Genomic DNA, 24632 nt, shown 5'->3' with positions numbered 1-24632 from the left:
CGTTCACCGGTGCGGCGTCACGACTTCACGATCTCGACCTGCGGTGGATGGTCGTTCCAGGTGCAGAACACCGACACCGTCGTGGAGTCGTCCCGGGTGAAGTTCACCCGGATCCACGTCGTGTTCGTCCACACCTGCACCGACCAGCCCTGCTCCGGAGTCGCCGACACCAGTTTCGCCGAGTCCGATCCGAGCTCGAAGACGATCCGCCCGCCGTCCGTCTGGTAACTCCTCGCCGTGCCCGACGCGGTGGCCGTCGGCCGCGGAGTGCCGGCGGGGGTGCGCGACGGCGACCGGGACGCGGTCACGGACGGCTCGGGGGCGGCCGAGGAGGCCGTGGCCCGGGGCGGGGCCGACGGGCTCCTCGACGGGGCCGGCTCCGGGCGGTGCGTGGAGGACGACAGGTTCTCGGAGCTGTCCCGGCCGCCTCCGGCACCCGCCTCGATCGGCACCGCGCGCGGCGGGTCGTACGCCGTACCGGCCATCACGGTGTGCACACCCCACCACGACAGCGTGACCGCGGCGCCGGTGGCGAGCGACCACGCGAGCGCGTGTACGAGACCTCGTTGCATCCGGCACATCCTGCACCACCGGCCCCGGCCGAGGACGGAGAACCCCGCACAGGACCCGCATGGCGTACGGTGCCGCCCATGCCAAGTGTGCTTGTGGTCGAGGACGACCAGTTCGTACGTTCCGCCCTCATCCGGCACCTGACCGAGGCCTCCCACACGGTGCGGAGCGTCGGAACCGCGCTCGAAGCGCTGCGCGAGGTCGCCCACTTCCGGTTCGACGTGGTCATCCTCGATCTCGGGCTGCCCGACCTCGACGGCGCCGAGGCGCTCAAGATGCTGCGCGGCATCACCGACGTGCCGGTCATCATCGCGACCGCGCGCGACGACGAGAGCGAGATCGTCCGGCTGCTCAACGACGGTGCCGACGACTACCTGACCAAGCCGTTCTCCGTGGAGCATCTCGCGGCCCGGATGGCCGCCGTACTGCGCCGCTCGCGGGGGACCGGCGGCGAGGCCCCGCCGCCGCGCGTCATCCAGGTCGGCGGGCTCTCCATCGACCCGCTGCGACGCCAGGCCGAACTCGACGGCACGGAACTCGACCTCACCCGCCGCGAGTTCGACCTGTTGACCTTCCTGGCCGGCCGGCCGGGCGTCGTCGTCCCGCGCAGGGAACTCCTCGCGGAGGTCTGGCAGCAGTCCTACGGGGACGACCAGACCATCGACGTCCACCTCTCCTGGCTGCGCCGGAAACTGGGCGAGACCGCCGCCAGGCCCCGCTATCTGCACACCCTGCGCGGCGTCGGCGTGAAGCTCCAGCCGCCCGCCGCGCCCCCGGAGCAGCCCGCATGAGATGGGCCCTGGTCAAGGTCTGCCTGGCCGTCACCGCGATGGTCGTCGTCGCGTTCGCCGTGCCGCTCGGCCTCGTCGTCAAGGAGATGGCGCGCGACCGCGCGTTCACCGACGCCGAACGGCAGGCCGCGACGATCGGCCCCTCCCTCTCCATCACCACCGACCGTGCCGAGCTCCAACGGGCGGTGCTCACCACCGAACCCGGGGCCGCGGGCAGGATGGCCGTCCACATCCCGGCGTCCGACGAGGCCGGCGGTGTGGCGGTGGAGATCGGCAGCCGGCGCGCGACCCGCAAGGACCTGGAGACCGTACGGGAGTCGGGGCGCGCCTCCATCACCGACGTGACGGGCGGCTCCGCGCTGCTCCAGCCGACCGCGCTCGGGTCCGGGGGCATCGCCGTCGTCGAGGTGTTCGTGCCCGAGGACGAGGTCTCCAACGGGGTCGCCACGGCCTGGCTGATGCTGGCCGGCGTGGGCATCGCGCTGATCGTCGGCTCGGTCGCGGTGGCCGACCGGCTGGGCGTACGCATGGTGGAACCGGCCCGGCGGCTGGCGGGCGCCGCACAGGACCTGGGGGAGGGGCGGCTCGGCACCCGGGTGCCGGAGGACGGCCCGACCGAACTGCGTTCCGCCGCCGTCGCGTTCAACTCCATGGCCGATCAGGTCGTCCAGCTCCTCGCCAACGAACGCGAACTGGCCGCCGACCTCTCGCACCGCCTGCGCACCCCGCTCACCGTGCTCCGGCTCAACGCCGCCTCGCTCGGCGAGGGACCGGCGGCCGAGCAGACCAGGGCGGCCGTCCAGCAACTGGAGCGCGAGGTCGACACGATCATCAGGACCGCCCGGGAACAGCGCCCCCAGACCCAGGGGCAGAGCGGCGGGCCCGGGGCCGGCTGCGACGCCTCCGAGGTGATCCGCGAACGGATGGACTTCTGGTCCGCGCTCGCGGAGGACGAGGGCCGCGAGGTGCGCCTCGCGGGAGTCGACCGTACGGTACGCATCCCGGTGGCCCGGCCCGAACTGGCCGCCGCACTCGACGCGCTGCTCGGCAACGTCTTCCGGCACACCGCGGAGGGAACCGCCTTCGCCGTCGACGTCCACCACAGCGGTGACGCGGTGATCGTGCTCGTCTCGGACGCGGGCGGCGGCATAGCGGACCCGAAGGCCGCACTGGCACGCGGCGGCAGCGGGCGCGGCGGAGCGCGGGGATCGGTGGGCTCGACCGGGCTGGGCCTCGACATCGTCCGCCGGGTCGCCGAGTCCACCGGCGGCGACGTGCGGATCGGGCGCTCGGTGCTCGGCGGCACCGAGGTGCGCATCTGGATCGGGCTCGACGGGCAGCTGCCGCAGCGGCGCGGGCGCGGCCACCGGGTGGGACGGCCACGCCGCGGAGTGGCCGGCCGTGGCGGAAGGCCCCGGTTCCGCTCCGGCGCGGGCCCGAACCTTTAGCGCGGCCGATGCGCTCCTTAAGTCAACCCTAAGAACATCAACCCCCGTCCGGATCATGCCGTTTGCCGGATTCGGTGCGGCTAGCGTGCTCCCGCATCCCCCACTTCCGTACGACGAGGCAGGCACGCGATGGGCACCAGCACGCACCGGCGCAAGGCGAGCACCAGGACCAAGGCGATCGGCGCGGTCGTCGCCGCGGCCGTGATCGGTGGCACGGTCTTCGCCCTCACCGGCACGGCCCAGGCATCGGCCGTCGGCGCCGCGTACACGAGGACCAGCGGCTGGACCGGCGGATACACCGGGCAGTACGTCGTCACCAACGACACCGACCGGGCCAAGTCCGGCTGGACGCTCGAATTCGACCTGCCGGCGGGCACGAGGATCAGCTCCCTGTGGAACGGCGAGCACACCGTCAGCGGCAGCCACGTCACGGTCGAGCCGGCGAGCTGGGACAAGGAGCTCGCGCCCGGCAAGTCCGTCACCATCGGCTTCGTCACCAGCTCCGACGGCACGGCCGCCGACCCCACCGGCTGCCTCATCGACGACACCGCGTGCTCCGTCGACACCGGCGCGACCCCGGAACCCAGCGGCCGCCCCACAGAGACCGCGACCCCCACCCCGACCGCCCCGGCCACCCCCACGGCCCCGGCCACCCCCACCGCGACCGCGACACCCACGCCGACGCCGACCGGGACCACCGGCGGCGGCACGGCGAGCGGCGCGGGCTTCGCCCCGTACGTCGACACCTCGCTCTACCCGGCGTTCGACCTGCTCGACACCGCCGCCAGGACGGGCGTGAAGCAGTTCACCCTCGCCTTCATCACCTCCGGCGGCGGCTGCGCCCCGCTCTGGGGCGGGGTCACCGGACTCGGTGACGACCACGTCGCCTCCCAGCTCGGAGCCCTGCGCGCGGCCGGCGGGGACGTCCGGGTCTCCTTCGGCGGCGCCTCCGGCTCCGAGCTGGCGCTCAACTGCACGTCGGCCGCCGACCTGGCGGCCGCGTACGGCAAAGTCGTCGACACGTACGAGCTGACCAAGGTCGACTTCGACATCGAGGGCGGGGCGCTGCCCGACACGGCAGCCAACTCCCGTCGCTCCCGGGCCATCGCCCAGCTCCAGAAGTCCCACCCGGGCCTGGACGTCTCCTTCACCCTGCCGGTGATGCCCGAGGGACTGACCCAGCCCGGCGTGGACCTGATCGCCGACGCGAAGAAGAACGGCGTGGACGTCGGGGCGGTCAACGTCATGGCGATGGACTACGGCGCCTCGTACAGCGGCGACATGGGCACGTACGCCACCCAGGCGGCGACGGCCACCCAGGCCCAGATCAAGGGCGTGCTGGGCCTCTCCGACGCGGACGCGTGGAAGACCGTCGCCGTCACACCGATGATCGGCGTGAACGACGTGGCCACGGAGGTCTTCACGGTGGAGGACGCCGCCCAGCTGGTGACCTTCGCCAAGGAGAAGGGCCTCGCGTGGCTCGCGATGTGGTCGGGCACGCGGGACAAGGAGTGCGCGGGCGGGCCGAAGCCGTCCGCGGACGCCTCGTGCAGTTCGATCGCGCAGGAGCCGCTCGCCTTCACGAAGGCGTTCGGCGCCTACAAGCAGTAACCCAGCAGCCGATTTCCCCCGCCCGCGCGCCCCGGCCGGCCCCCACATTCCCCCCACCCGGCCGGGGCGCGCGCCCCATTGCGCGCGCGGCCCGCCCGGGCGTCCTCGCTCGCCGGACGGGCTTCTACCCCGCCCGGTTCACCGCCGACAGCACCGCCGCCACCGCCGCGGCCACGCCCGAGGCGTCCCGGCCCGCGCCCCAGCGCACCCGCTCGCCGACCCGGACCTCCGCGTACGCCGTGACCAGCCCCCCGGCGCCCCCGTGCTCCGCGAAGTCGAGGACCGCGACCTTGACCCCGGCCCCCTCCAGCGCGTCCGTGAACGCCGACACCGCACCGCCGCCCGTGCCCTCGTGGTCGGTCTCGCGCCCGTCCACCCGCAGCGTGCAGACGAAGCGGTGCTCACCGGCCGCCCCGCCCTCCGCCGACCAGGCGGCCAGGGCGACCGAACCGTCCCGGCCGGGGGCCAGGTACGTCGCGTCGAACAGGTCCCACAGGTCCTTCGGCGTGGCCTCCAGACCGCTGTCGTCCGTCGCGTCCTGCACCGTACGGGAGAAGTCCGCCCGCATCCGGGCCGGCAGGTCCACCTCGTGGTTGCTCCGCAGCAGGTGGGCGATGCCGCCCTTGCCGGACTGGCTGTTGACCCGGATGACGGCCTCGTAACTGCGCCCCACGTCCGCCGGATCGATCGGCAGGTACGGCACCGACCACAGCGGCGAGGCGCTTTCGGCGTGGTGCGTGAACCCCTTGCTGATCGCGTCCTGATGGGTGCCCGAGAACGCGGTGTACACCAGGTCGCCGCCGTACGGATGGCGCGGCGGGACCGGCAGCCGGTTGCAGTGCTCGACCGTGCGGCGGATCTCGTCGATGTCCGAGAAGTCGATCATCGGGTCGACCCCCTGGGCGTGCAGGTTGAGGGCCAGGTTGACCAGATCGACGTTGCCCGTGCGCTCCCCGTTGCCGAACAGGCAGCCCTCCACCCGCTGCGCCCCCGCCAGCACGGCGAGCTCCGCGCAGGCCACGCCCGTACCGCGGTCGTTGTGCGGGTGGACGGAGAGGATCACGGAGCCGCGCCGGTCCAGATGGCGGTGCATGTACTCGATCTGGTCCGCGTACACGTTCGGTGTCGCGATCTCCACCGTGGCCGGCAGGTTGTGGATGACCGGCCGGTCCTCAGAGGCGTCCCAGAGCTCCGTGAGGCTGTTGCAGATCTCCAGGATGTAGTCGGGCTCGGTCAGGACGAAGACCTCCGGCGAGAACTCGAACCGGATGTCCGCCCCGGGCCTGTCCCGTGCCAGCCGGTCCATCTGCCGCGCTGCGTCCAGCACCACGCCGTGCACCTCGGCCCGGCTGCGGCCGAGGACGACGTCGCGCCAGACGGGCGCGGTCGGGATGTAGAGGTGGACGACCACCCGGTCCATCCCCGCGACCGACTCGAAGGTCCGCTCGATCAGCTCGGCCTTGGCCGGGGTGAAGACGACCACGGTCACGTCGTCGGGCACGGCTCCGCTCTCCGCCAGGTGCCGTACGAAACCGAAGTCGGTGCGGCTCGCGGACGGATAGCCGATCTCGATCTCCTTGTAGCCCATCGCGACGAGCAGATCGAACATCCGGCGCTTGCGCGGAGTGTCCATCGGTTCGGCCAGGGCCTGGTTGCCGTCGCGCAGGTCGACGGGGACCCAGAGGGGGGCGCGGTCGATCCGGGCCTGCGGCCAGCTCCGGCCGGTCAGCGGGATGTCGACCCGGTCGAACGCCGGCCGGTAGCGGTGCGAGGGCATCGAGCTGGAGCGTTGCGGGTTCCAATGGGGCGCGGCCTCGGGTACGGGCCCGCGGGGCGTGCAGATCGTGGGGAAGCCGTACATCGGCGACATGGCCTCGGACTTGACGCCGGACGTGACGCCGGACATGGCGTCGGACGGGGAATCGGGCAGGGACTCGGACGTGAGCTCGGACATGAACGCGGTCTCGTTTCGCATCGCCGGATGCGACCGGCCCAGCACGGCACCCCGCGGCGGGGTGCCGATCGCTTCAGGCCCCGCCGCGGCAGCCGAGAAGGAGGAGACCGCGGTACGTCATGATCGGTACGATAGCCAGAAACCAAGTCCTCAGACAACCTGACAGGTGAATCCCGTGTCCTCGCTCGGCCCGCTCCACCCCAGCCCCCTGGTCGACCAGGCCACACGTCATCTGCGCGCGCAGATCACCGAGGGGCACTGGCCGGTCGGCACGAAGATCCCCGGCGAGACCACGCTCGCCAAGACGCTGGGCGTGGGCCGCTCCACCGTGCGCGAGGCGGTGCGTACGCTCGCCACGCTCGGGCTGCTCCGGCCCCGCCAGGGCGCCGGCGTCTTCGTCATCGCCGATCACGAGGCGGAGGAATGGCCGGTCCGGCTGCGGCGGGCCGCGGTCACCGACGTCTACGAGGTCCGCATGCTCATCGAGGTCCAGGCCGCCCGCCTCGCCGCCCGGCGCCGCACCGACGAGGACCTGATCGCCCTGGACGCGGCGCTCGCGGCCAGGCGGGAGGCGGGCGCCGGGCCGGACGACGCCGCGTTCGTGGACGCGGACATCGCCCTGCACCGGACCGTCGTGGCGGCCGCCCACAACCCCGTACTCACCGATCTCTTCGCCGAGTTCGCCCCCGCGCTGCGGCAGGCCCTCATCGACCTGGTGGATCTGCTCGGGCTGCGCCGCGGCGACCCGCACCACGGTGACGCGCAGCACCGGGCGCTGGTCACCGCCGTGGTGGCGGGTGACGCGGAGTCCGCGGGCCGGGCCGCCCAGGCGGAGCTGGAGCACACCCTGGAGCGCCTGCGCTCCGCCTGACCTGACCTGACCTGACCGGGCCGGCCTGGCCCGGTCAGGCCCGGGCCGGGCCGGAAGGTGCTAGGCCGGTCCGGTCCCCGAGGCCCGCCACTCCTGTGCGTACTCGTCGAAGATCGCCCGCAGCTGGTGGCCGATCTTCAGATAGTCCAGGTCGTCCAGATTGGCCAGGGAGACGCGGACCGACCACTCCGGCCCCTCGAAGCCGCCGCCGTTCAGCAGCACCACGGACGTCTGCTCGGCCAGCCGGAACAGCGGGTCGACCGGCTCGTAGTTCTGCTCCAGATAGTCGGCGAACCCCTTGCCCAGGGTCCGTTCCGCCTCGGCCAGCAGGTCCAGCTCGATGTAGTACGCGGCACGCTTGGGGTCCTCGGAGATCTTCATGTGCGCGCCCTCCAGGAGGAGTTCGAGGCGCTGCCGCACGATGGCGCGGATCCGCTTCTTGTACTCCTGGCCCTCGTCCAGCATGTCGAAGAGGGAGAAGAGCGTCATCATCACCTGCTGCGGCAGCGACAGGCCCGCCGTGTGGTTGAGCGCCACCTGCCGGGAGTCCGCGACCAGCCGGTCGATGAAGCGCATCCGCTCCGGCTCCAGGGACAGCGTCCCGTACCGCTTGTTCAGGCGTGCCTTCTCCTCGGCGCCCTGCGCGGCCAGCAGGTCGTCGATGACGTTGTCGTCGTGCAGCCCGATGACACCGAGCCGCCAGCCGGTGGCACCGTAGTGCTTGGAGTACGAGTACACGAGCAGCGCGTTGCGGGGCAGGTCGGCGGCCAGCGAGCGGAAGCCCTCGACGAAGGTCCCGTAGACGTCGTCCGTCACGACGATGAGGTTCGGGTTCTGCTCGGCGACGATGCCCACGATCTGCTCGGCGACCTTCGGTGCGAGCGCCAGGGACGGCGGATTGCTCGGGTTGACGCAGCAGACCATCCGGACGGACGGATCGGCCAGCTTGGCGACCTCCTCCGGCGGGTAGCGCCACTGCCGGACCCCGGTCTCGGTGAACAGGTTCGCCTCCACGTGCACGACGTCGAAGCCGTACGTGTCCAGCTCGGGGATCTCCAGGTACGGGGTGAACACGGGCACCATCAGGGCGATGCGGTCGCCCTTGTGCAGGATCCCGTTCTTCAGCAGCGAGTCGAAGATGTAGCACATCGCGGCGGTGCCGCCCTCGGTCGCGAACAGGCTGAGGTCTTGCCCCTCCGGCGGGCGGTGGTCGAACATCTCGTCCGCCACGTACCCGCGCACGATCTGCTCGACATGCGGCAGGATCCGCCCCGGCACCGGGTAGTTGTCCCCGATCGACGCGTCCGCCAGCTCGTGGACGAACGCGTCGGGCACGAAACCGAAGCGCTTGACCGCCAGGTCGATGCTCGCCTGCAGCAGCTCGATCCCGGGCAGCTCCGGATGCGTCCGCACGAAGTGGGCGAAGCGGTCCGCGCAGCCGGCCTCCTCGGGCATCCCGCCCAGGTTGTCGGCCGTCCAGACCCGGCGGGACTCGGCGATCGCGAAGTAGCCGAGGGCGTGGTACGCCTCCCGGGGGCCGGTGGCGACCCAGTTCGGGTTGCCGCGGCCCGCGTTCAGCATGGCCCGGATCGTCTTGCCCTTCTGGCCCGGCTTGTCGCTCTGCTCGGACTGGGCGATGGTGATGAACTTGTCCTTCAGCTCGAACGGGCTGAGCTGGGCGAACGACCGGATCTCTGCACGGCTGAGGCTGGCCTTGGGCATGTCTGCGCTCCCGCGGTTCAGTGGTTGAGGATGACGATGACGGCGCCCCACACGGTCAGCAGCACATTGCCGACGGCGTACGGGATCGTGTAACCGAGCGTGGGGATCTGGGACTTGGACGTCTCGTTGACGGCGCCGATCGCCGCCGTGGTGGTCTGGCCGCCGGCCAGTACCCCCATCAGGATCGGGAACCTGATCTTCTGGATGTAGTGGCCCACCAGGAACCCGACGATCAGCGGCACGACGGTGGCGACGGCCCCCAGGACCAGCAGCCCCCAGCCCGCCGACGACAAGCCGCTGGTGAAGCTGGGGCCGGCGTTGATGCCGACCACCGCGACGAACATGCACAGGCCCAGGGTGTCCATGAACCACTGCGCACCCGGCGGTACGTTCCCGTAGGTCGGGTACTTGCCCCGGATCCACCCGAAGACCAGACCCATGATGAGCCCGCCGCCCGACGTGGAGAGCGAGATCGGCACGCCGCCCGCGGTCAGCGCCGGAATGCCGATGCAGCCGCCGAGGAAGATGCCGAGGCCCACCCACACCATGTCCGTCGCGAAGCTCGTCGGCACGGGCTTGCCGAGCTCCTTGCCGGCCGGGCCGACCAGGCGCTCCGGACCGGTCAGCACCAGCGTGTCGCCGCGCTCCACCGGGGTGGAGAGCCGGAAGGGGAACTCTGCGCCGGCCCGGTACAGCTTCTCGATGTAGACACCGGCCATGAACGGCTCCCGGCGCAGCTCCTCCACCGTCCGGCCCAGCCGCGCCTTCTCCGACGCCACCACGTGCAGGGTCTCGGTCCGGTACCCGAGCAGCGCCACGTCGTCGGCCTCCGGGCCCACGTGCGTACGCGCGTCGAAGTCCACCAGGTCGTGCCGCAGCGCGCTGACGGCGATGGTGTCGCCGTCCCGCAGCACGAGGGACTGGGCCTGCGGCAGGATCGTTCCCCCGCGCCGGACCCGGGTGATGTAGACGCGGCGGCCGAGCGACTGCTGCTGGGCCTCGAAGTCGGCGATGCTGCGGCCGACGAGGTCATGGCGCTCGACGGTGTAGGCCCGCAGCACCGTCTCGTAGTAGCCCTCGCCCTCGTCCGGGTCCTCGTCCGGGGCGTCCAGCTCCGCGGCCAGTTCCGCGCTCTCCTTCGCCAGGTCCCGGCGGTAGAGCCGCGGCAGCACGTTGGCGAGGAGCATCGCGCAGAGGATGGTGCCGAGCGGATACGTGACGGCGTACCCGACCGCGACCAGGTTCTGCTCCGACTTCACCTCGGCGGAGGAGAGACCGGGCAGGGTGCCGATGGCGTCCTGGGCGACGCCGATCGCCGCCGACTGGGTGAGCGCGCCGCTCATCAGCCCGGCGCCGAGCCCCGGTCCGTAACCGAGCAGGACGGCGAAGAGCCAGGAGACCAGCAGTCCGGTCACACAGACCACGACCGCGTTGACGACCTGCGGCAGCCCGTCCTTCTTCAGGCCCCGGAAGAACTGCGGACCGACCCGGTAGCCGAGTGCGAACAGGAACATGATGAAGAAGAGGTTCTTCACCGTGCCGTCGATCTGGATCTTGAACTGCGCCCCCAGGACCAGGCCCGCGACCAGACAGCCGGTCACGGCGCCGAGCGCGATCGCCCGGTAGCGGAGCTTCCCGATCAGGAATCCCAGCGCGACGACCAGGAAGACGAGCAGCTCGGGATGGGGAGTGAAGATGTTGCGGTTGAGGAAATCGATCATTCAGGCCCCCAGGACGCCGACGAGGATGGGACCGGTCAGAGGCAGCAGGAAGTTGGAGAGCGCGTACGTGATCGTGTAGCCGAGAAGCGGCACCGAGCTCTGCGCCACCTGGGTGATGGACGTGATCGCCGGGGTCGAGCACTGCTGGCCCGCGATGGCGCCGATGAGCAGGGGTTTCTCGATCTTCAGGAGCGTCAGACCGACGATCAGGGAGATGGTCGCGGGGATCAGCACCATGGCGATCCCGGCGAACGGCAGCAGCGCGCCGTACTCCTTCAGCAGCGGCCAGGCCTGGGGCCCGGCGGTCAGCCCGGTGCACGCGATGAAGATGGCCAGACCCAGGTCCTTCAGCGTGTTCGCGGCCTGTGGGGGAAAGGCCCCGAAGGTCTGCCTGCGGGAGCGGAACCAGCCGAAGAGCAGCCCGGAGACCAGGCATCCGCCGCCGGTGCCGAGCGACAACGGGATGTCGCCGATCCGCACGACGATCTGGCCGATCAGCGAACCCGCCACGATGCCGAGGCCCAGGTAGACGAAGTCCGTCGCGTCGTTCTTGACGACGGCACCGATCTTCGCGACGAGCTTGTTGAGGCCCGCCCGGGCACCCACCAGGGTCAGCACGTCGCCGCGCTCCACCTGCGTCTCGGCCGACGCGGGCAGATGCTGGTCGTTGCGCAGCACGTCCGTGATGTACACGCCGTCCCGCCGGAACTCGGGGTGGTCCCGCTCCAGCTCGGCGATGGTCGACCCGGCGGTGGCCTTCTCGGTCACCGCGACCTGACGGGTGGCCAGCGGGGTGTCGAGGCCGGGCACGGCCGGGGTCTCCGGGCCGATCGCCCGGCCGGCCGCGATGATCCCGCGCCGCCGGCCCACCAGCTGGACCAGATCGCTCAGGGTCAGCTCCAGATCGGGGGAGGGGTCCAGCAGCACACTGCCGCGCTTGACGCCCTCCACCGTGACGACGCCGCCGAGGGAGGCCTCCAGCTCACCGACGCTGCGGCCGTCCGCCGTGGTCACGAGGAAGGTGCGGCCGACCGTCCTGGGCAGTGCCTCGCGCTCGTCGGACTCCAGACCGCGGACGCCGCCGCGCATCTTCTCCCAGAGTTCGCGCGAGGCGTCCGCCAGGTTGATGCGCAGCAGCATCGGCATGATCTGGCTGGTGTACAGCACGATGGTGACCAGGCCGAAGAGGTAGCAGACGGTGTACGCGGTGGCGACGTGCCCCTGGTACTGGGTGATCTGGGCGGCGGTCAGATCGTCGAGCTTGCCGATGGCCTCGGTGGCCGTACCGACCACGGCGGACTCGGTTGCCGCGCCCGCCAGGATGCCCGAGGCGGTTCCCACATCGAGGTCGAACGCCTTGGCCAGGCCGAAGGCGATGCCGAGCACACAGACCAGTTCGATCAGGCACAGGGCGAAGAAGCGAAGGCTCTTGCGGTTGAGGTTGGCGAAGAACTGAGGCCCGGCCAGATAGCCGAGCGAGAAGATGAACAGCGCGAAGAAGACCGTCTTGACGTCCTCGTTCACGCTCACGTGCCGGGTGCCGATCAGCAGCGACACGATCAGGGTGCCGCAGATACCGCCGAGCGTGATCGGCCCGACGCGGATCTTTCCCACGAGGTAGCCGAGGGACAGGCAGAGGAAGAGAGCAAGTTCGGGATGGTCGCGGACTACTCCCATCCGGCGTCACCCACCCTGGGTGACAGGAGTGATCATTAGGTACATAAGGGTGAAATTAACAGAGTGTGAGATGACCGGCATGTCAGGTTCGCCGGTGTCTCGCGGGGCCGTAACGGCTCCTCCGGGGGGTGTTGTTCGGTCATCGGCCCGGCCGCTTTCTCGGCCACCGTCCGGCGCTCGGCTTCGGGGAAAGAACGCGGAGGTGGGTCTGGGTGGCCCCTGGACGCGACGTCCCGTTCACCTTCCGGCGGGCACCGCCGCGGGAATCGGGGGTGGCGGGGGGTGTTTCCGGGGTGCGCCGGAAAACCGGCGCGATCGGGCCCGTCTCCTGGAGGCGGCCTCAAGATCGACTGTCAACAGGGCTGTCACCTGCGGCGATTCAGGAATCGACCGGTCCGCTTCCTCTGGTTGCGCGCTTTGGCAAGCCTTCGGCCGGACACGGTCTCGTGACTTGCAGGACACGCTCGCGCAACGGAAGCGTCTTCAACTCTTGACACCCACCCCTCCCAGGCAGCAACCTTCCGACATCGACGCATGGGAGCGCTCCCACATCGCATGAGGAAATCTCGTGCGAACGGCACTGCCCGTGTCCTCCCCCCTGAACCATCTGGCACCCGCACTCACCAGCGCGTATGCCACGCAGTGAGCCAGTCCCACCCTGGAACAAGGAGTAGTGGAATGCGTATCACCCGCACCGTTGCCGGTCGCAGCCGCAGAGTCGCGGTTCTGGCCACCACGGGCCTGACAGCCACGGCACTGTTGCTGACCGGCTGCAGCAGCGACTCGGACGATTCGGACAGCGCCGGCGCCGATGCGAACGGGAAGATCACGCTGACCGTCGCCGACTTCGGGCAGTTCGGCTACAAGGAAGCCGGCCTCTTCGAGAAGTACCACGAGCTGCACCCGAACATCACGGTGAAGGAAGACACCACCGCCGATGAGAAGGTCTACTACCCCAAGCTGCTCCAGCAGCTGAACTCGGGCAGCGGTCTGGCCGACGTCCAGGGCCTCGAGGTCGGGCGCATCAAGGAGCTCGTCGACACGAAGGCGGACCAGTTCGCCGACCTGAGCAAGGTCATCGACGTCAACGAGTGGGTGTCCTGGAAGGAGAAGCAGGCCACCACCAAGGACGGCAAGGTGATCGGCGCGGGCACCGACATCGGCCCGATGTCGCTCTGCTACAACACCGAGCTCTTCAAGAAGGCCGGTCTGCCGACCGACCGCAAGGAAGTCGCCGCCAAGATCGCCGGGGGCTGGGAGGACTACCTCAAGCTCGGTGAGGAGTACAAGAAGAACGCGCCCGAGGGCACGTACTTCATGGACTCCGCCAGCGCCATGTACAACGCCGTCGTCAGCTCGAACGCGAAGCAGTACTACGACGAGAGCGGCGAGGCGATCTACAAGGACAGCCCCAGCGTCAAGCAGGGCTGGGACCTGGCTGCCGAGGCCGCGGACAAGAAGCTGACCCAGGGCCTCGCGCAGTTCAGCGACCCGTGGAAGGCCGCTCTGCGCAAGAGCACCATGGCCACCGTCGCCTGCCCCGCCTGGATGGCCGGTCAGATCTCGGTGAACGCCGGTGACGCCAACAAGGGCAAGTGGGACATCACGACCGCCCCGGGTGCGACCGCCGCCAACTGGGGTGGCTCCTTCCTCGGAGTCCCGAAGGCCGGCAAGCACGTCAAGGAGGCCGGTGAGCTCGTCAAGTGGCTGACCGCTCCCGAGCAGCAGGCCGCCGTCTTCAAGGCGATCGGCAGCTTCCCGTCCAACAAGGGCGCGTACGACCTGCCCGACGTGAAGACCGCCAAGCTCGAGTACTTCAACAACGCGCCGATCGGTGAGCTGTACGCCGACGAGGCCAAGTCCATCCCCGAGACCGTTCTCGGCCCGAAGGACGGCATCATCAAGGACACCATCTCCACCCAGATCAACAACATGGAGCAGCGCGGCACCAAGCCCGACGACGCGTGGAAGGCAGCGACCAACGCGATCGACAAGGCGATCGGCTGACGGTCGTAGCAGCGGGCGGCCCCAGGGCCGCCCGCACCTGCGTGTTCCCGCCCTCTCACGGGGGCAGGGAGCCGCATCGGCCCGTGTGCAGTGGGCTTCCGCGGGGTGGCCGGGTCACTCCCCGGCCGCCCCGTGGAAGCCCACCGCACACGCCCGGCCCGTCCGCCCCATCAGACGCTGTCGTCCGACCACCCGCCCGGCCCCGCACCCCGGTGCGGCCGCTCGCCGCGTTGCCGAACTGCCCGCACGGCTCCGCCATGAGGTCACTCCGGCGCTTTGCGATCGACCGCACCGGCTGCCCCGAGCAGGTCCGTCGGGAGTGGGACAACAGCCTCCACCCGGGTAACCCAAGCAATCCAGGGAAGGAATATCGCCCGTGGCCACCTCGTCTCCCACCCGGGATGTATACGCCCCGCCGCCCCCCGGCTCTCAGCGGAAGCCGGTGAGCACCCGCCGGCAGACCTGGCGCAGCCGCCTCTGGCGGTTCGACGACAAGGCATCGCCGTACGCCTACATAGCCCCGTTCTTCCTCGTCTTCGGGGCCTTCGGGCTCTACCCGCTGATCTACACCGGCTGGATCGCCCTGCACCGGGTGGAGATGACCGGCCTGGACCAGATGGAATGGGTCGGCTGGGAGAACTTCGACAAGATCCTGCACGACTCGGAGTTCTGGACCGCCGTCAGCAACACCTTCCTGATCGGTGTCATGTCGACGGTCCCGCAGCTGCTCGTGGCCCTAGGCCTGGCGCACCTGCTGAACTACAAGCTCCGTGCCAGCACCTTCTGGCGGACGGTCATCCTGACCCCGTACGCCACCTCGGTGGCCTCCGCGGCCCTCGTCTTCGCCCTGGTCTTCCGGGCCGACGGCGGTCTGCTGAACTGGGCGCTGGAGTTCGTCGGCCTGGGTGACACCAACTGGGCCAACGGCCACTGGACGTCCAAGATCGCGATCTCCGTCATCGTGATCTGGCGCTGGACCGGCTACAACACCCTGATCTACCTCGCCGCGATGCAGGCCGTCCCGTCCGACCTGTACGAGGCCGCCTCGCTCGACGGAGCCTCGCGCTGGCAGCAGTTCCTCAAGGTGACGATTCCCTCGCTGCGGCCCACGATCCTGTTCACGATCGTCATCTCGACGATCGGCTCCATGCAGCTGTTCGGCGAGCCCCTGCTGCTGGAGGGCGGCACCCTCGGCGCCATCGGCGGCAACGAGAACCAGTACGAGACCCTCAGCATCTACCTCTACAACTACGGCTGGAACCTGGGGCATCTCGGTCCGGCCGCCGCAGTGGCCTGGGCGATGCTCGCCCTCCTGCTGATCATCGCCGCGGTCAACTGGCTCATCGGCCGCTTCGTACGCAAATCCGCGGTCTGACCGGGAGCGATATCCATGACCATCACCAGCCCCACCAAAGTCCCGGCCTCCGTCCTCCCGGCGCGCACCGCGCACCGTGCGCCGAAGCGCGCGAGCCGTTTCAAGCCCGGCGCCGGGCAGCAGCTGAAGGGCGGTCCGTTCGCCTACATCGCGCTGACCGTCGTCGGCATCGGCTCGCTGCTGCCGCTGTACTGGACCCTGGTGGCCGCGTCCCACACCCAGGACGAAGTACTGGCCTCCACGCCGCCGTTCCTGCCCGGCGACCGGCTGTTCCACAACCTCGACGCCGCCTGGAACCAGGCCCACCTGGGCAAGGCGATCCTCAACAGCTTCATCGTCTCCAGCTGCATCACCGTGGCGACGCTCTTCTTCTGCACCCTGGCCGGCTACGCCTTCGCCAAGATGCGCTTCCGCGGCCGCGGCGCCCTGATGACCGGCGTCATCGCGACGCTGACCATCCCGCCGCAGCTCAGCGTCGTCCCGCTGTTCATGATGATGTCGGACCTCGGCTGGAGCGGGAGCCTGGAGTCGGTGATCTTCCCGACCCTGGTCAGCGCGTTCGGCGTGTTCTTCATGCGGCAGTACCTGACCGAGGCCCTGCCGTACGAGCTGATCGAGGCCGCCAAGATCGACGGCGCGAGCAACTTCCGTATCGTGCGCAGCGTCGTGCTCCCCGTGGCCCGCCCCGCGATGATGGTGCTGGGCATGCTCACCTTCGTCCAGGCGTGGAACGACTTCTTCTGGCCCTACCTCGCGCTGAACCAGCAGAACCCCACCCTTCAGGTCGCCCTCGGCCAGCTGAAGGCCTCCTACACCCCCGACGAGAGCATCGTGATGGCCGGCGGGCTGATCAGCACGCTGCCGCTGCTCGTGGTGTTCGTCGTCTTCGGCAAGCAGATCGTCGGCGGCATCATGTCCGGTGCCGTCAAGGGCTGACCTCGCGTCGTCCCGCCGCTCTTCCCGGCAGCCCCGCACGGCCCGCGCCCGCCCCGCGGACCGTACGGGCTCCGGAGTTCCACTTCCCGCCCCTGCCCCGTCCACCCCTGGGAGCGCTCCCGCATGACTGCCGTACGACCCGACATCGCCCCGAAGCAGGCGCCCGAGGCCACGCAATTCCCGACGGGCTTCGTCTGGGGAGCGGCCACCGCCGCCTACCAGGTCGAGGGCGCCGCCGCCGAGGACGGCCGCACCCCCTCCATCTGGGACACCTTCAGCCACACCCCCGGCAAGGTCCACAACGGCGACACCGGTGACATCGCCGCCGACCACTACCACCGCTTCCGCGACGACGTGGCGCTGATGAAGCAGCTGGGGCTGAAGGCGTACCGCTTCTCCATCTCCTGGTCCCGGGTGCAGCCCACCGGCCGCGGTCCCGCGGTCGAGCGCGGTCTGGACTTCTACCGCAAGCTCGTCGACGAGCTGCTCGAAGCGGGCATCGCCCCCGTCGCGACCCTCTACCACTGGGACCTGCCCCAGGAGCTGGAGGACGCCGGCGGCTGGCCCCAGCGGGTCACCACCGACCGGTTCACCGACTACGCCGCCATCATGGCGGGCGCGCTCGGTGACCGGGTCGCCACCTGGACCACCTTCAACGAGCCGTGGTGCTCGGCCTTCCTCGGATACGGCTCCGGCGTGCACGCCCCCGGCCGCACCGAGCCCGCCGCCGCCCTGCGGGCGGCCCATCACCTCAACCTCGCCCATGGCCGGGCGATCGAGGTTCTGCGCGATCAACTCCCCGCTGGCGCGCAGACCTCGGTCACCCTCAACCTCCACCAGGTCCGCCCGCTGACCGCGAGCGCGGCCGACGCGGACGCCGCCCGCCGGATCGACGCGGTCGGCAACCGGATCTTCACCGGTCCGATGCTGCGCGGCGAGTACCCCGAGGACCTGCTCGCCGACACCGCGCACCTGGTGGACTGGTCGAAGCTGGTGCAGGACGGCGACCTGGCCGCCATCTCGCGCCCCGTCGACGTCCTCGGCGTCAACTACTACACGCCGACGCTGGTCTCCATGCCCGAGAAGGGCGAGAGCGGCTCTGGCAACGATGTCCACGGCGCCAGCGAGTACTCCCCGTGGCCCGGTTCCGAGCACGTCGCCTTCCACCTCGCCGAGGGCAAGAAGCGCACCGCGATGAACTGGTCGATCGACCCGAACGGGCTCTACAACCTGCTCATGGACGTCACCCGCGACCACCCCGGCCTTCCGCTGATGGTCACGGAGAACGGCGCCGCCTTCGACGACTACGTCTCGCCCGAGGGCCGGGTGGAGGACCCCGAGCGGATCGACTACCTGCACGGCCACCTCGACGCAGTGCAGCGGGCGGTGGCCGACGGCGCGGACGTCCGCGGCTACTTCCTGTGGTCGCTGATGGACAACTTCGAGTGGGCGTACGGCTATTCGAAGCGCTTCGGCACCGTGTACGTCGACTACGCCTCCCAGCGCCGGATCCCCAAGGCGAGTGCCCACTGGTACTCCGACGTGATCCGCCGTCACGCGCTGCCGTCGGCGGGTCTGTCCTGACCTTCTCCTGATCCACGCGCCACTTCTGAGACCCGGCCCCGTGCCGGGTCTCCGTCGTGTACGCGGCCGTTTTCTCCGTCCACCCCCGCCACCTGCACGGGCCCCATGACCACGCGCGTAGAGTGGGAGCGCTCCCACGATCCGGTCCGTGGAAGGGCGGGCCGGTCCCGTTGAGTGTCAAGGCAACCGACGCCAGGACTTGGTTTGGTTATCCGACTGTGAGAAATTGACCGCGAACGGGAGGCAGCCATGACGGCAGCGCGAGTACGGAGCGGGGGCCGGCCCACGCTCGAAGAGGTCGCGGCTCGGGCAGGGGTGGGGCGCGGCACCGCCTCGCGGGTCATCAACGGTTCACCACGGGTCAGCGCGCACACGCGCGAGGCGGTGGAGGCGGCCGTCGCCGAGCTCGGGTACGTGCCCAACCGGGCCGCCCGCGCCCTGGCGGGGAACCGGACGGACGCCATCGCGCTCGTCGTTCCCGAGTCGGAGAGCCGCTTCTTCGCGGAGCCCTACTTCTCCGACATCGTCCGCGGCGTGGGCGCGGCCCTCGCCGACACCGAGATGCAGCTGCTGCTCACCCTGGTCGGCAGCGACCGGGAACGCCGAAGACTCGCCCAGTACCTCACCGCCCACCGCGTGGACGGCGTCCTGCTGGTCTCCGTGCACGCCGACGACCCGCTGCCCGATCTGCTGGAACAGCTCGGCATGCCCGCCGTGATGAACGGCCGCAGGTCCGCCACCGAGCCGTTGCCCTCGGTCGACTCGGACAACTTCGAGGGCGCCCGCGGCGCCGTCGAGCACCTCGTCTCCCGGGGCCGCCGCTCCATCGCGACCATCACCGGCCGCCTGGACGTCTACGCCTCCCAGCGGCGCCTCGACGGCTACCGCAGAGCCCTCGCCGACGCGGGCCACGAACCCGACGAGCGGCTGATCGCCCCGGCCGACTTCTCCGAGGAGGGCGGCGTCCGGGCCATGCGCGAACTGCTCGCCCGCCGCCCGGACGTGGACGCGGTCTTCGCCGCGTCCGACCTGATGGCCGCGGGCGCCCGCCAGGTGCTGCGCGAGGCCGGCCGGCGCATCCCGGACGACGTGGCCCTCATCGGCTTCGACGACTCGGCCGTGGCCCGTCACATGGACCCGGCGCTGACGAGTGTGCGCCAGCCGATCGAGGAGATGGGCCGGGCGATGACCCGGGTGCTGCTGGAGCAGATCGCGGGCGAGAGCGCCGAGCGTCAGCAGATCGTGCTGCCGACGGAACTGGTGGTCCGGGACTCGTCGTGAAGGCGGGGGAGCGGGCGTGAGCACGCCGTCCCGCCCGCGGCGCGTCAGGCCCGCCTCGCTCCGCCCGCGGCGCGTCCGGCCGGCCCCTCTCCGGCCTCCGGAGGCCGGAGAGGGGCCGGGCGGCGTCCGGTCACGCCTCCCCGGCCTCCTCGGGCCCGGCAGGGGCCCGGCCGATGGCCATGCCGAGGGGATCGTCGGGCCGATGGCTGGCCGATGGCTGGCCGAGGGGGATCGTCGCGACTCCGGCCGCCGCCATGCTGCCTGTTGTCACCGCCGGCCGCCCGTGGGCGCCTCCGGGGAACCGGTCCTCGTCCTGTCCCGCGCCGGTCGAGGCCGTGGTGCGATTCCGTAGGGCCGCGCCGGCGGCCGGTCCGGACGCCTCGCCCGACACGGGCGGGCCCGGCTCTCCTCGTGGGGGCCGCTCCATGCCGGGCTGCGTGATGACAGCCGCCGTGTGATCAGGCCGAAGAGCTCTGTCACCGGCTCGCCGGGCTCCTGCCCGGACCCGGCCGGCCCCTGAGTGACCTGGGGTGGCGATGTCGGCTCCACCTTCCGCCGGGCCGGGCCGTCCTGGACCGGTGCCCGCAGGCCGGGTGCTGAGAGCCGGGTGTGCGCCGCAGGCTCGTCGCCCGTCAGTGACGGACGTGCGCCGAGGGCTCCTCGGGGGTGAGCAGCGTGGTGATCTCCCGGGCGAGCCCGGGGCCGAGTGTCCCCCAGCCGTCCTTGTAGCCGTAGACGCTCGCCAGGCTGCGGGCGTCGTAGTCGCCGTTCATGATCTCGATGTCGTCCGTGGTGATGAGTGCCGGGTGGGCGACGCCGACGGCGGCAGAGACCTTCAGCAACTCCTTGCGCAGCGTGCGCAGGTAGAGAGCGGCCCGAGTGGCCTTCGTGGGCGCGTCGACGCCGCGCACGAGCCACGGGTCCTGGGTGGCGATGCCGGTGGGGCATTTGTCGGTGTGGCATTTCTGCGCCTGGATGCAGCCGATGGAGAGCATCGCCTCGCGGGCGACATTGATCATGTCGACACCGAGGGCGAACGCGACGACGGCGTTCTCGGGCAGGCCGAGCTTGCCGGAGCCGATGAAGGTGATGTCGTCGGTCAGGCCTCGCTCGGCGAACGCGGCGTAGACGCGGGAGAAGCCCATGCGGAAAGGCAGCGAGACCGAGTCGGAGAAGATGAGGGGAGCCGCCCCGGTCCCGCCCTCGCCCCCGTCGACGGTCACGAAGTCGACCCCGCGGTCGCCGCGCGCCATCAGCGTGGCCAGCTCCTCCCAGAAGCTCATCTCGCCCACGGCGCTCTTGATCCCGACCGGCAGACCGGTCTCGGTGGCGAGCAGCTCGACGAAGTCGAGCATCGAGTCGACGTCGTGGAACGCGGTGTGCCGGGAGGGCGAGGCACAGTCCTTGCCGGCCGGGATGCCCCGGATCTCGGCGATCTCGGGGGTCACCTTCGCTCCCGGCAGCAGCCCGCCGAGCCCCGGCTTCGCACCCTGCGAGAGCTTGATCTCTATCGCCTTGACCGGGGCGCCCGCCACCACGTCCTTGAGCCTGTCGAGGCTGAAGGCGCCGTCGTCGTCGCGGCAGCCGAAGTACGACGTCCCGATCTGCAGGATGAGGTCGCCACCGTTGCGGTGGTACGGCGAGAGGCCGCCCTCGCCCGTGTTCTGCATCGCGCCGGCCAGCGCCGCGCCCTTGTTGAGCGCCGTGACGGCCGCCCCGGACAGCGATCCGAAGCTCATCGCCGATATGTTCACGACGCTCGCCGGCCGGAACGCCCCGGCGCGCCCGCGCGGGCCGCCCAGGACCTTGGCCGAGGGCAGCGGGCTCTGCGGGTCGTGCAGGTCGGGCAAGGTGCCGGCGAACGTCCGCTGCTTCACGTAGGCGTGCCCCTGCACGTGCTCGACGTCCATGTCGGTCCCGAAGCCGAAGTAGTTGTTCTCCTCCTTCGCGGACGCGTAGATCCAGGTGCGCTGGTCGCGGCTGAACGGGCGCTCCTCCTCGTTGGACGTCACGACGTACTGCCGCAGCTCCGGCCCGATCCTCTCCAGCAGGTACCGGGCGTGGCCGACCACGGGGAAGTTCCTGAGCAGCGCGTGCTTCTTCTGGACGAGGTCGCGGGCCGCCACCAGCGCCAGTGCCGCTGCGGCGGCCGTACCGATACTCCGGGCGCGCATGAACGTTCCTCTCGTCGACTGCTCGAACGCCACACGATGCCAGAGCCCTCGCGCGCGGGCGGACCCGGCAGGGTGGGGCCGCGAGGGGCGGGCGGAGGAGTGGAGCCACTGGCTCCGGCCCCGCACATGAAGAAGGGCCGATCCGCTTTCGCGAATCGGCCCTTGATCATTCAGGGTGAGTAACGGGACTCGAACCCGCGACATCCTGGACCACAACCAGGTGCTCTACCATCTGAGCTATACCCACCATGTCCGGGCGTTTCCGACCGGCCGAGAAAAAGTGTACAGGGTCCGAGAGGGTGCTCGCGCCCCCGTTTCCCCGCCGCCGGTCGCAGCCCCCGAAAGGGCCGTGACCAGCGGCTTTCGGAAGACCCTAGGCCGAGGGCTGCGACAGGCGCGCAGCGATCGACTTCGCGCGCTCCGAGTCGGGGCCCGGCTGCGGGACGAAGACCGCCTCGCGGTAGTACCGCATCTCCGTGATCGAGTCGCGGATGTCGGCGAGCGCCCGGTGGTTGCCGTTCTTGGGCGGACTGTTGAAGTACGCCCTCGGGAACCAGCGGCGGGCCAGCTCCTTGACCGAGGACACATCGACGATCCGGTAGTGGAGGTAGCCCTCCAGTGCCGGCATGTCCCGCGACAGGAAGCCGCGGTCCGTACCGACGGAGTTCCCGCAGAGCGGGGCCTTGCCGGGCTCCTTCACATGCTCGCGGATGTAGGCCAGGACCTTCTCCTCGGCGTCGGCCAGGGTCGTGCCCGCGGCCAGCTCGTCGAGGAGGCCCGAGGCGGTGTGCATCTGCCGCACCACCTCGGGCATGGTCTCCAGCGCCGCGTCCGGCGGGCGGATCACGATGTCCACCCCTTCGCCGAGCACGTTCAACTCCGAGTCGGTGACCAGTGCGGCCACCTCGATGAGTGCATCATCCGTCAACGAGAGCCCGGTCATCTCGCAGTCGATCCATACCATGCGGTCGTTCATGCGCCCCACCCTACGGGGCGCTCCGCTGTCCCGGCAGGGCCGGGCGGCCCGAGGCGTACGCCTCGGAGCCCGGTTTCCCGGGCTCGCCGCGCCCCGCCTCCGCGACGGCTGCCGACGGACCCGACGGGGACGGACCCGCCTGGGCCGGCAGTGGCGCGCGACGGCTCACGAGGCCGCTCTGTGCGGGCACCACCGGTTCGGCCGCCGTGACGACCTGCTCCGGAACGACGCCCTGCGGACGACGGGCCCGGTACGCGGCCCGGTAAGCGGCCGGCGAGGACCCCAGCTGGCGCCGGAAGTGTCCGCGCAGCGCGACCGGCGAGCGGAAGCCGCAGCGGCCCGCGACCTCGTCGACCGAGTAGTCGGACGTCTCCAGCAGTCGCTGCGCCTGCAGCACCCGCTGGGTGATCAGCCACTGGAGCGGTGCGCTTCCCGTGAGCGAACGGAACCTCCGGTCGAAGGTCCGCCTGCTCATATAGGCGCGCGCGGCCAGCGTCTCCACGTCGAACTGCTCGTGCAGATGCTCCAGCGCCCAGGCCACGACCTCGGCGAGCGGGTCGGAGCCGATCTCTTCGGGTAAAGACCTGTCGAGGTAGCGCTCCTGGCCGCCACTGCGCCGCGGCGGCACGACGAGCCGGCGGGCGAGTGCCCCGGCGGCCTCCGTGCCGTGGTCCGAGCGGACTATGTGCAGACAGAGGTCGATCCCGGCCGCCGTACCGGCGGAGGTGAGCACATCGCCGTCGTCGACGAAGAGCTCGCGCGGGTCGACGTGCACCGACGGGTAGCGCTTGGCCAGCGTCGGTGCGTACATCCAGTGCGTGGTGGCCGGGCGGCCGTCGAGCAGCCCGGCGGCGGCGAGCACGAACGCTCCCGTGCACAGCCCCACGATCCGTGCGCCCTCCTCGTGGGCCCGGCGCAGTGCGTCGAGAGCCTCCACGGGCGGCGGTGAGGTGATCGAGCGCCAGGCGGGCACCACGACGGTGCCTGCCCTGCTGATCGCCTCCAGCCCGTAGGGCGCGGTCAGTTCGAGTCCCCCAGTGGTGCGCAGCGGTCCCTCTTCGCCGCTGCACACGAGCAACCGATAACGCGGAACTCCCGCGTCCTGGCGGTCGATCCCGAACACCGAGAGCGGAATGGAGCTCTCGAAGATGGGGCCACCGCTGAAAAGCAGCACGGCGACGACCTCACGGCGTCGACGCCCGCTCAGCTTCCGTACAGCCTCCGTTGCGGTGGCGGAGTCCTGGCTCATGACGCTAAGCCCCCCTCGGTGTTCGCGTCTTTCTGGTCCTTACGGGCCTGTCGCACCTGCACATGTCCCCTCGGTCGTGCACGAGTCCCCAGCTTCGACACCCAAGATCGAATCTACTGCGTCCCGTGGTGCCGTCGTGACAAGTTCACCAACCGGCTTTATGTCGACAAGGCAACCTGGCGGGAAGCATTCGATCACGAAGCGTTTCACTCGTGAGTCGTGCAGGGAAGTGCGCCTGGCGTTCATGGCCCGTCCCCATGGGGTGGAAGCGTACCGCTTGGTCTCTTCCTGCCTGCTGGCAAGGGGGTTGATCGGCCATTTCGACAAGGATTTGACTGAGACCTGAAGTTGGCTGAAAACGTACGGTCGCGTGTGCGGAAATCAGTCGTTCTACCGGCGCACGACCCGCGGGGCGCGGTCACTCCTGTGCGCCCCTTCGGTCGGTCGGGCACTCGGACGGGAGCCTTCGCGGACGGACCGGCGGAGCAGGACCCGGCAGGCCACGGTGATCGCGGCCAGGCCGAGTGCGACGGCCGCGGCGCCGCCGGGGGAGTCACCGAGGGCCAGGAGGACGGCGGGGACCAGCAGGCAGCCGAATACCGCCCAGCGGACCACGTCGGTCGCCGGCTGCGCGGCGGGTTCCGGATGCGTGGGCGGGACGGGTGCGGGCACGGGATGCTCCCAG

18 protein-coding genes and 1 tRNA gene are annotated in these 24632 nt (G+C 70.6%); 9 read left to right on the top strand and 10 right to left on the bottom strand.

Annotated features, from left to right (window positions below):
- Nucleotides 1–17 precede the first annotated feature (17 nt).
- A complete protein-coding gene (locus ACIQMX_RS09590) occupies nucleotides 18–572 on the bottom strand; it encodes a hypothetical protein (protein WP_363074983.1) in 555 nt (184 codons plus the stop codon).
- Between the two features lie 78 nt (nucleotides 573–650).
- Between ACIQMX_RS09590 and ACIQMX_RS09585 the strand changes: the two genes are divergently transcribed.
- The 3 genes from ACIQMX_RS09585 (at nucleotide 651) to ACIQMX_RS09575 (ending at nucleotide 4420) form a co-directional block, all read left to right on the top strand.
- On the top strand, nucleotides 651–1361 hold the full coding sequence (locus tag ACIQMX_RS09585) for a response regulator transcription factor (protein WP_363074981.1): 711 nt from the start codon (nucleotides 651–653) through the stop codon (nucleotides 1359–1361).
- The gene (locus ACIQMX_RS09580) at nucleotides 1358–2809 is read left to right on the top strand and encodes a sensor histidine kinase (protein WP_402476081.1); all 1452 of its coding nucleotides are present in this window, start codon (nucleotides 1358–1360) and stop codon (nucleotides 2807–2809) included. Before ACIQMX_RS09585 ends, ACIQMX_RS09580 begins: the two co-directional genes overlap by 4 nt.
- A 129-nt stretch (nucleotides 2810–2938) precedes the next feature.
- Entirely contained in the window at nucleotides 2939–4420 is a 1482-nt protein-coding gene (locus ACIQMX_RS09575; protein ID WP_402476079.1) for a cellulose binding domain-containing protein, read from the top strand.
- 124 nt (nucleotides 4421–4544) lie between these two features.
- Here the strand turns inward: ACIQMX_RS09575 and ACIQMX_RS09570 are convergent, their stop codons facing one another.
- The gene (locus ACIQMX_RS09570) at nucleotides 4545–6281 is read right to left on the bottom strand and encodes a 2-isopropylmalate synthase (RefSeq protein WP_402476516.1); all 1737 of its coding nucleotides are present in this window, start codon (nucleotides 6279–6281) and stop codon (nucleotides 4545–4547) included.
- 259 nt (nucleotides 6282–6540) lie between these two features.
- Here ACIQMX_RS09570 and ACIQMX_RS09565 point away from each other — a divergent pair, with 259 nt between their 5' ends.
- On the top strand, nucleotides 6541–7245 hold the full coding sequence (locus tag ACIQMX_RS09565) for a FadR/GntR family transcriptional regulator (RefSeq protein ID WP_402476076.1): 705 nt from the start codon (nucleotides 6541–6543) through the stop codon (nucleotides 7243–7245).
- Nucleotides 7246–7305: 60 nt separating this feature from the next.
- Here the strand turns inward: ACIQMX_RS09565 and ACIQMX_RS09560 are convergent, their stop codons facing one another.
- The 3 genes from ACIQMX_RS09560 to aspT (ACIQMX_RS09550) are packed head-to-tail and all read right to left on the bottom strand — an operon-like array spanning nucleotide 7306 to nucleotide 12365.
- Nucleotides 7306–8967, bottom strand: coding sequence for a bifunctional aspartate transaminase/aspartate 4-decarboxylase (locus tag ACIQMX_RS09560; protein WP_402476072.1), 1662 nt, complete (start codon nucleotides 8965–8967; stop codon nucleotides 7306–7308).
- Nucleotides 8968–8984: 17 nt separating this feature from the next.
- A complete protein-coding gene (gene aspT, locus ACIQMX_RS09555) occupies nucleotides 8985–10688 on the bottom strand; it encodes an aspartate-alanine antiporter (protein ID WP_402476070.1) in 1704 nt (567 codons plus the stop codon).
- A complete protein-coding gene (aspT, locus tag ACIQMX_RS09550) occupies nucleotides 10689–12365 on the bottom strand; it encodes an aspartate-alanine antiporter (RefSeq protein WP_402476068.1) in 1677 nt (558 codons plus the stop codon).
- 678 nt (nucleotides 12366–13043) lie between these two features.
- On the opposite strand from aspT (ACIQMX_RS09550), the gene ACIQMX_RS09545 reads away from it, so the two are divergent.
- The 5 genes from ACIQMX_RS09545 (at nucleotide 13044) to ACIQMX_RS09525 (ending at nucleotide 19548) form a co-directional block, all read left to right on the top strand.
- Nucleotides 13044–14372, top strand: coding sequence for an extracellular solute-binding protein (locus tag ACIQMX_RS09545; protein ID WP_363074968.1), 1329 nt, complete (start codon nucleotides 13044–13046; stop codon nucleotides 14370–14372).
- 376 nt (nucleotides 14373–14748) lie between these two features.
- Entirely contained in the window at nucleotides 14749–15747 is a 999-nt protein-coding gene (locus tag ACIQMX_RS09540) for a carbohydrate ABC transporter permease (protein ID WP_148018818.1), read from the top strand.
- 15 nt (nucleotides 15748–15762) lie between these two features.
- Nucleotides 15763–16683, top strand: a complete 921-nt coding sequence (locus ACIQMX_RS09535) for a carbohydrate ABC transporter permease (RefSeq protein ID WP_363074966.1) — start codon at nucleotides 15763–15765, stop codon at nucleotides 16681–16683.
- A 123-nt stretch (nucleotides 16684–16806) separates the two neighbouring features.
- The gene (locus tag ACIQMX_RS09530; RefSeq protein ID WP_363074964.1) at nucleotides 16807–18267 is read left to right on the top strand and encodes a GH1 family beta-glucosidase; all 1461 of its coding nucleotides are present in this window, start codon (nucleotides 16807–16809) and stop codon (nucleotides 18265–18267) included.
- A 249-nt stretch (nucleotides 18268–18516) separates the two neighbouring features.
- Nucleotides 18517–19548: a LacI family DNA-binding transcriptional regulator gene (locus tag ACIQMX_RS09525; RefSeq protein WP_363074962.1), complete on the top strand. Its 1032-nt coding sequence runs from the start codon at nucleotides 18517–18519 to the stop codon at nucleotides 19546–19548.
- Nucleotides 19549–20180: 632 nt separating this feature from the next.
- On the opposite strand, the gene ACIQMX_RS09520 is transcribed toward ACIQMX_RS09525, so the two are convergent.
- The 5 genes from ACIQMX_RS09520 to ACIQMX_RS09500 form a co-directional block, all read right to left on the bottom strand.
- Nucleotides 20181–21722: an FMN-binding glutamate synthase family protein gene (locus tag ACIQMX_RS09520; protein ID WP_363074960.1), complete on the bottom strand. Its 1542-nt coding sequence runs from the start codon at nucleotides 21720–21722 to the stop codon at nucleotides 20181–20183.
- Nucleotides 21723–21896: 174 nt separating this feature from the next.
- Nucleotides 21897–21969, bottom strand: a tRNA-His gene (locus tag ACIQMX_RS09515).
- 126 nt (nucleotides 21970–22095) lie between these two features.
- On the bottom strand, nucleotides 22096–22698 hold the full coding sequence (gene orn / locus ACIQMX_RS09510; protein WP_363074958.1) for an oligoribonuclease: 603 nt from the start codon (nucleotides 22696–22698) through the stop codon (nucleotides 22096–22098).
- A 10-nt stretch (nucleotides 22699–22708) separates the two neighbouring features.
- Nucleotides 22709–23947: a helix-turn-helix domain-containing protein gene (locus tag ACIQMX_RS09505; RefSeq protein ID WP_402476062.1), complete on the bottom strand. Its 1239-nt coding sequence runs from the start codon at nucleotides 23945–23947 to the stop codon at nucleotides 22709–22711.
- Between the two features lie 390 nt (nucleotides 23948–24337).
- Nucleotides 24338–24619, bottom strand: a complete 282-nt coding sequence (locus tag ACIQMX_RS09500; RefSeq protein WP_402476060.1) for a hypothetical protein — start codon at nucleotides 24617–24619, stop codon at nucleotides 24338–24340.
- Nucleotides 24620–24632 lie beyond the last annotated feature (13 nt).

The sequence above is a fragment of the Streptomyces sp. NPDC091416 genome, assembly GCF_044756845.1.
In the GTDB taxonomy this organism is placed as follows: Bacteria; Actinomycetota; Actinomycetes; order Streptomycetales; family Streptomycetaceae; genus Streptomyces.
The sequence above is the reverse complement of the archived record's forward strand: the minus strand, read 5'-3'. Positions and strand labels throughout refer to the sequence as shown.

Bases quoted from the DNA above. Each gene is read 5' to 3' on its own strand.
- ACIQMX_RS09585 (WP_363074981.1), top strand. From the start codon at position 651: ATGCCAAGTGTGCTTGTGGTCGAGGACGACCAGTTCGTACGTTCCGCC.
- ACIQMX_RS09575 (WP_402476079.1), top strand. From the start codon at position 2,939: ATGGGCACCAGCACGCACCGGCGCAAGGCGAGCACCAGGACCAAGGCG.
- ACIQMX_RS09520 (WP_363074960.1), bottom strand. From the start codon at position 21,722: ATGCGCGCCCGGAGTATCGGTACGGCCGCCGCAGCGGCACTGGCGCTG.
- orn (WP_363074958.1), bottom strand. From the start codon at position 22,698: ATGAACGACCGCATGGTATGGATCGACTGCGAGATGACCGGGCTCTCG.
- ACIQMX_RS09525 (WP_363074962.1), top strand. From the start codon at position 18,517: ATGACGGCAGCGCGAGTACGGAGCGGGGGCCGGCCCACGCTCGAAGAG.
- ACIQMX_RS09535 (WP_363074966.1), top strand. From the start codon at position 15,763: ATGACCATCACCAGCCCCACCAAAGTCCCGGCCTCCGTCCTCCCGGCG.
- aspT (WP_402476068.1), bottom strand. From the start codon at position 12,365: ATGGGAGTAGTCCGCGACCATCCCGAACTTGCTCTCTTCCTCTGCCTG.
- ACIQMX_RS09505 (WP_402476062.1), bottom strand. From the start codon at position 23,947: ATGAGCCAGGACTCCGCCACCGCAACGGAGGCTGTACGGAAGCTGAGC.
- ACIQMX_RS09545 (WP_363074968.1), top strand. From the start codon at position 13,044: ATGCGTATCACCCGCACCGTTGCCGGTCGCAGCCGCAGAGTCGCGGTT.
- ACIQMX_RS09590 (WP_363074983.1), bottom strand. From the start codon at position 572: ATGCAACGAGGTCTCGTACACGCGCTCGCGTGGTCGCTCGCCACCGGC.
- ACIQMX_RS09530 (WP_363074964.1), top strand. From the start codon at position 16,807: ATGACTGCCGTACGACCCGACATCGCCCCGAAGCAGGCGCCCGAGGCC.
- ACIQMX_RS09570 (WP_402476516.1), bottom strand. From the start codon at position 6,281: ATGTACGGCTTCCCCACGATCTGCACGCCCCGCGGGCCCGTACCCGAG.
- ACIQMX_RS09580 (WP_402476081.1), top strand. From the start codon at position 1,358: ATGAGATGGGCCCTGGTCAAGGTCTGCCTGGCCGTCACCGCGATGGTC.
- ACIQMX_RS09560 (WP_402476072.1), bottom strand. From the start codon at position 8,967: ATGCCCAAGGCCAGCCTCAGCCGTGCAGAGATCCGGTCGTTCGCCCAG.
- aspT (WP_402476070.1), bottom strand. From the start codon at position 10,688: ATGATCGATTTCCTCAACCGCAACATCTTCACTCCCCATCCCGAGCTG.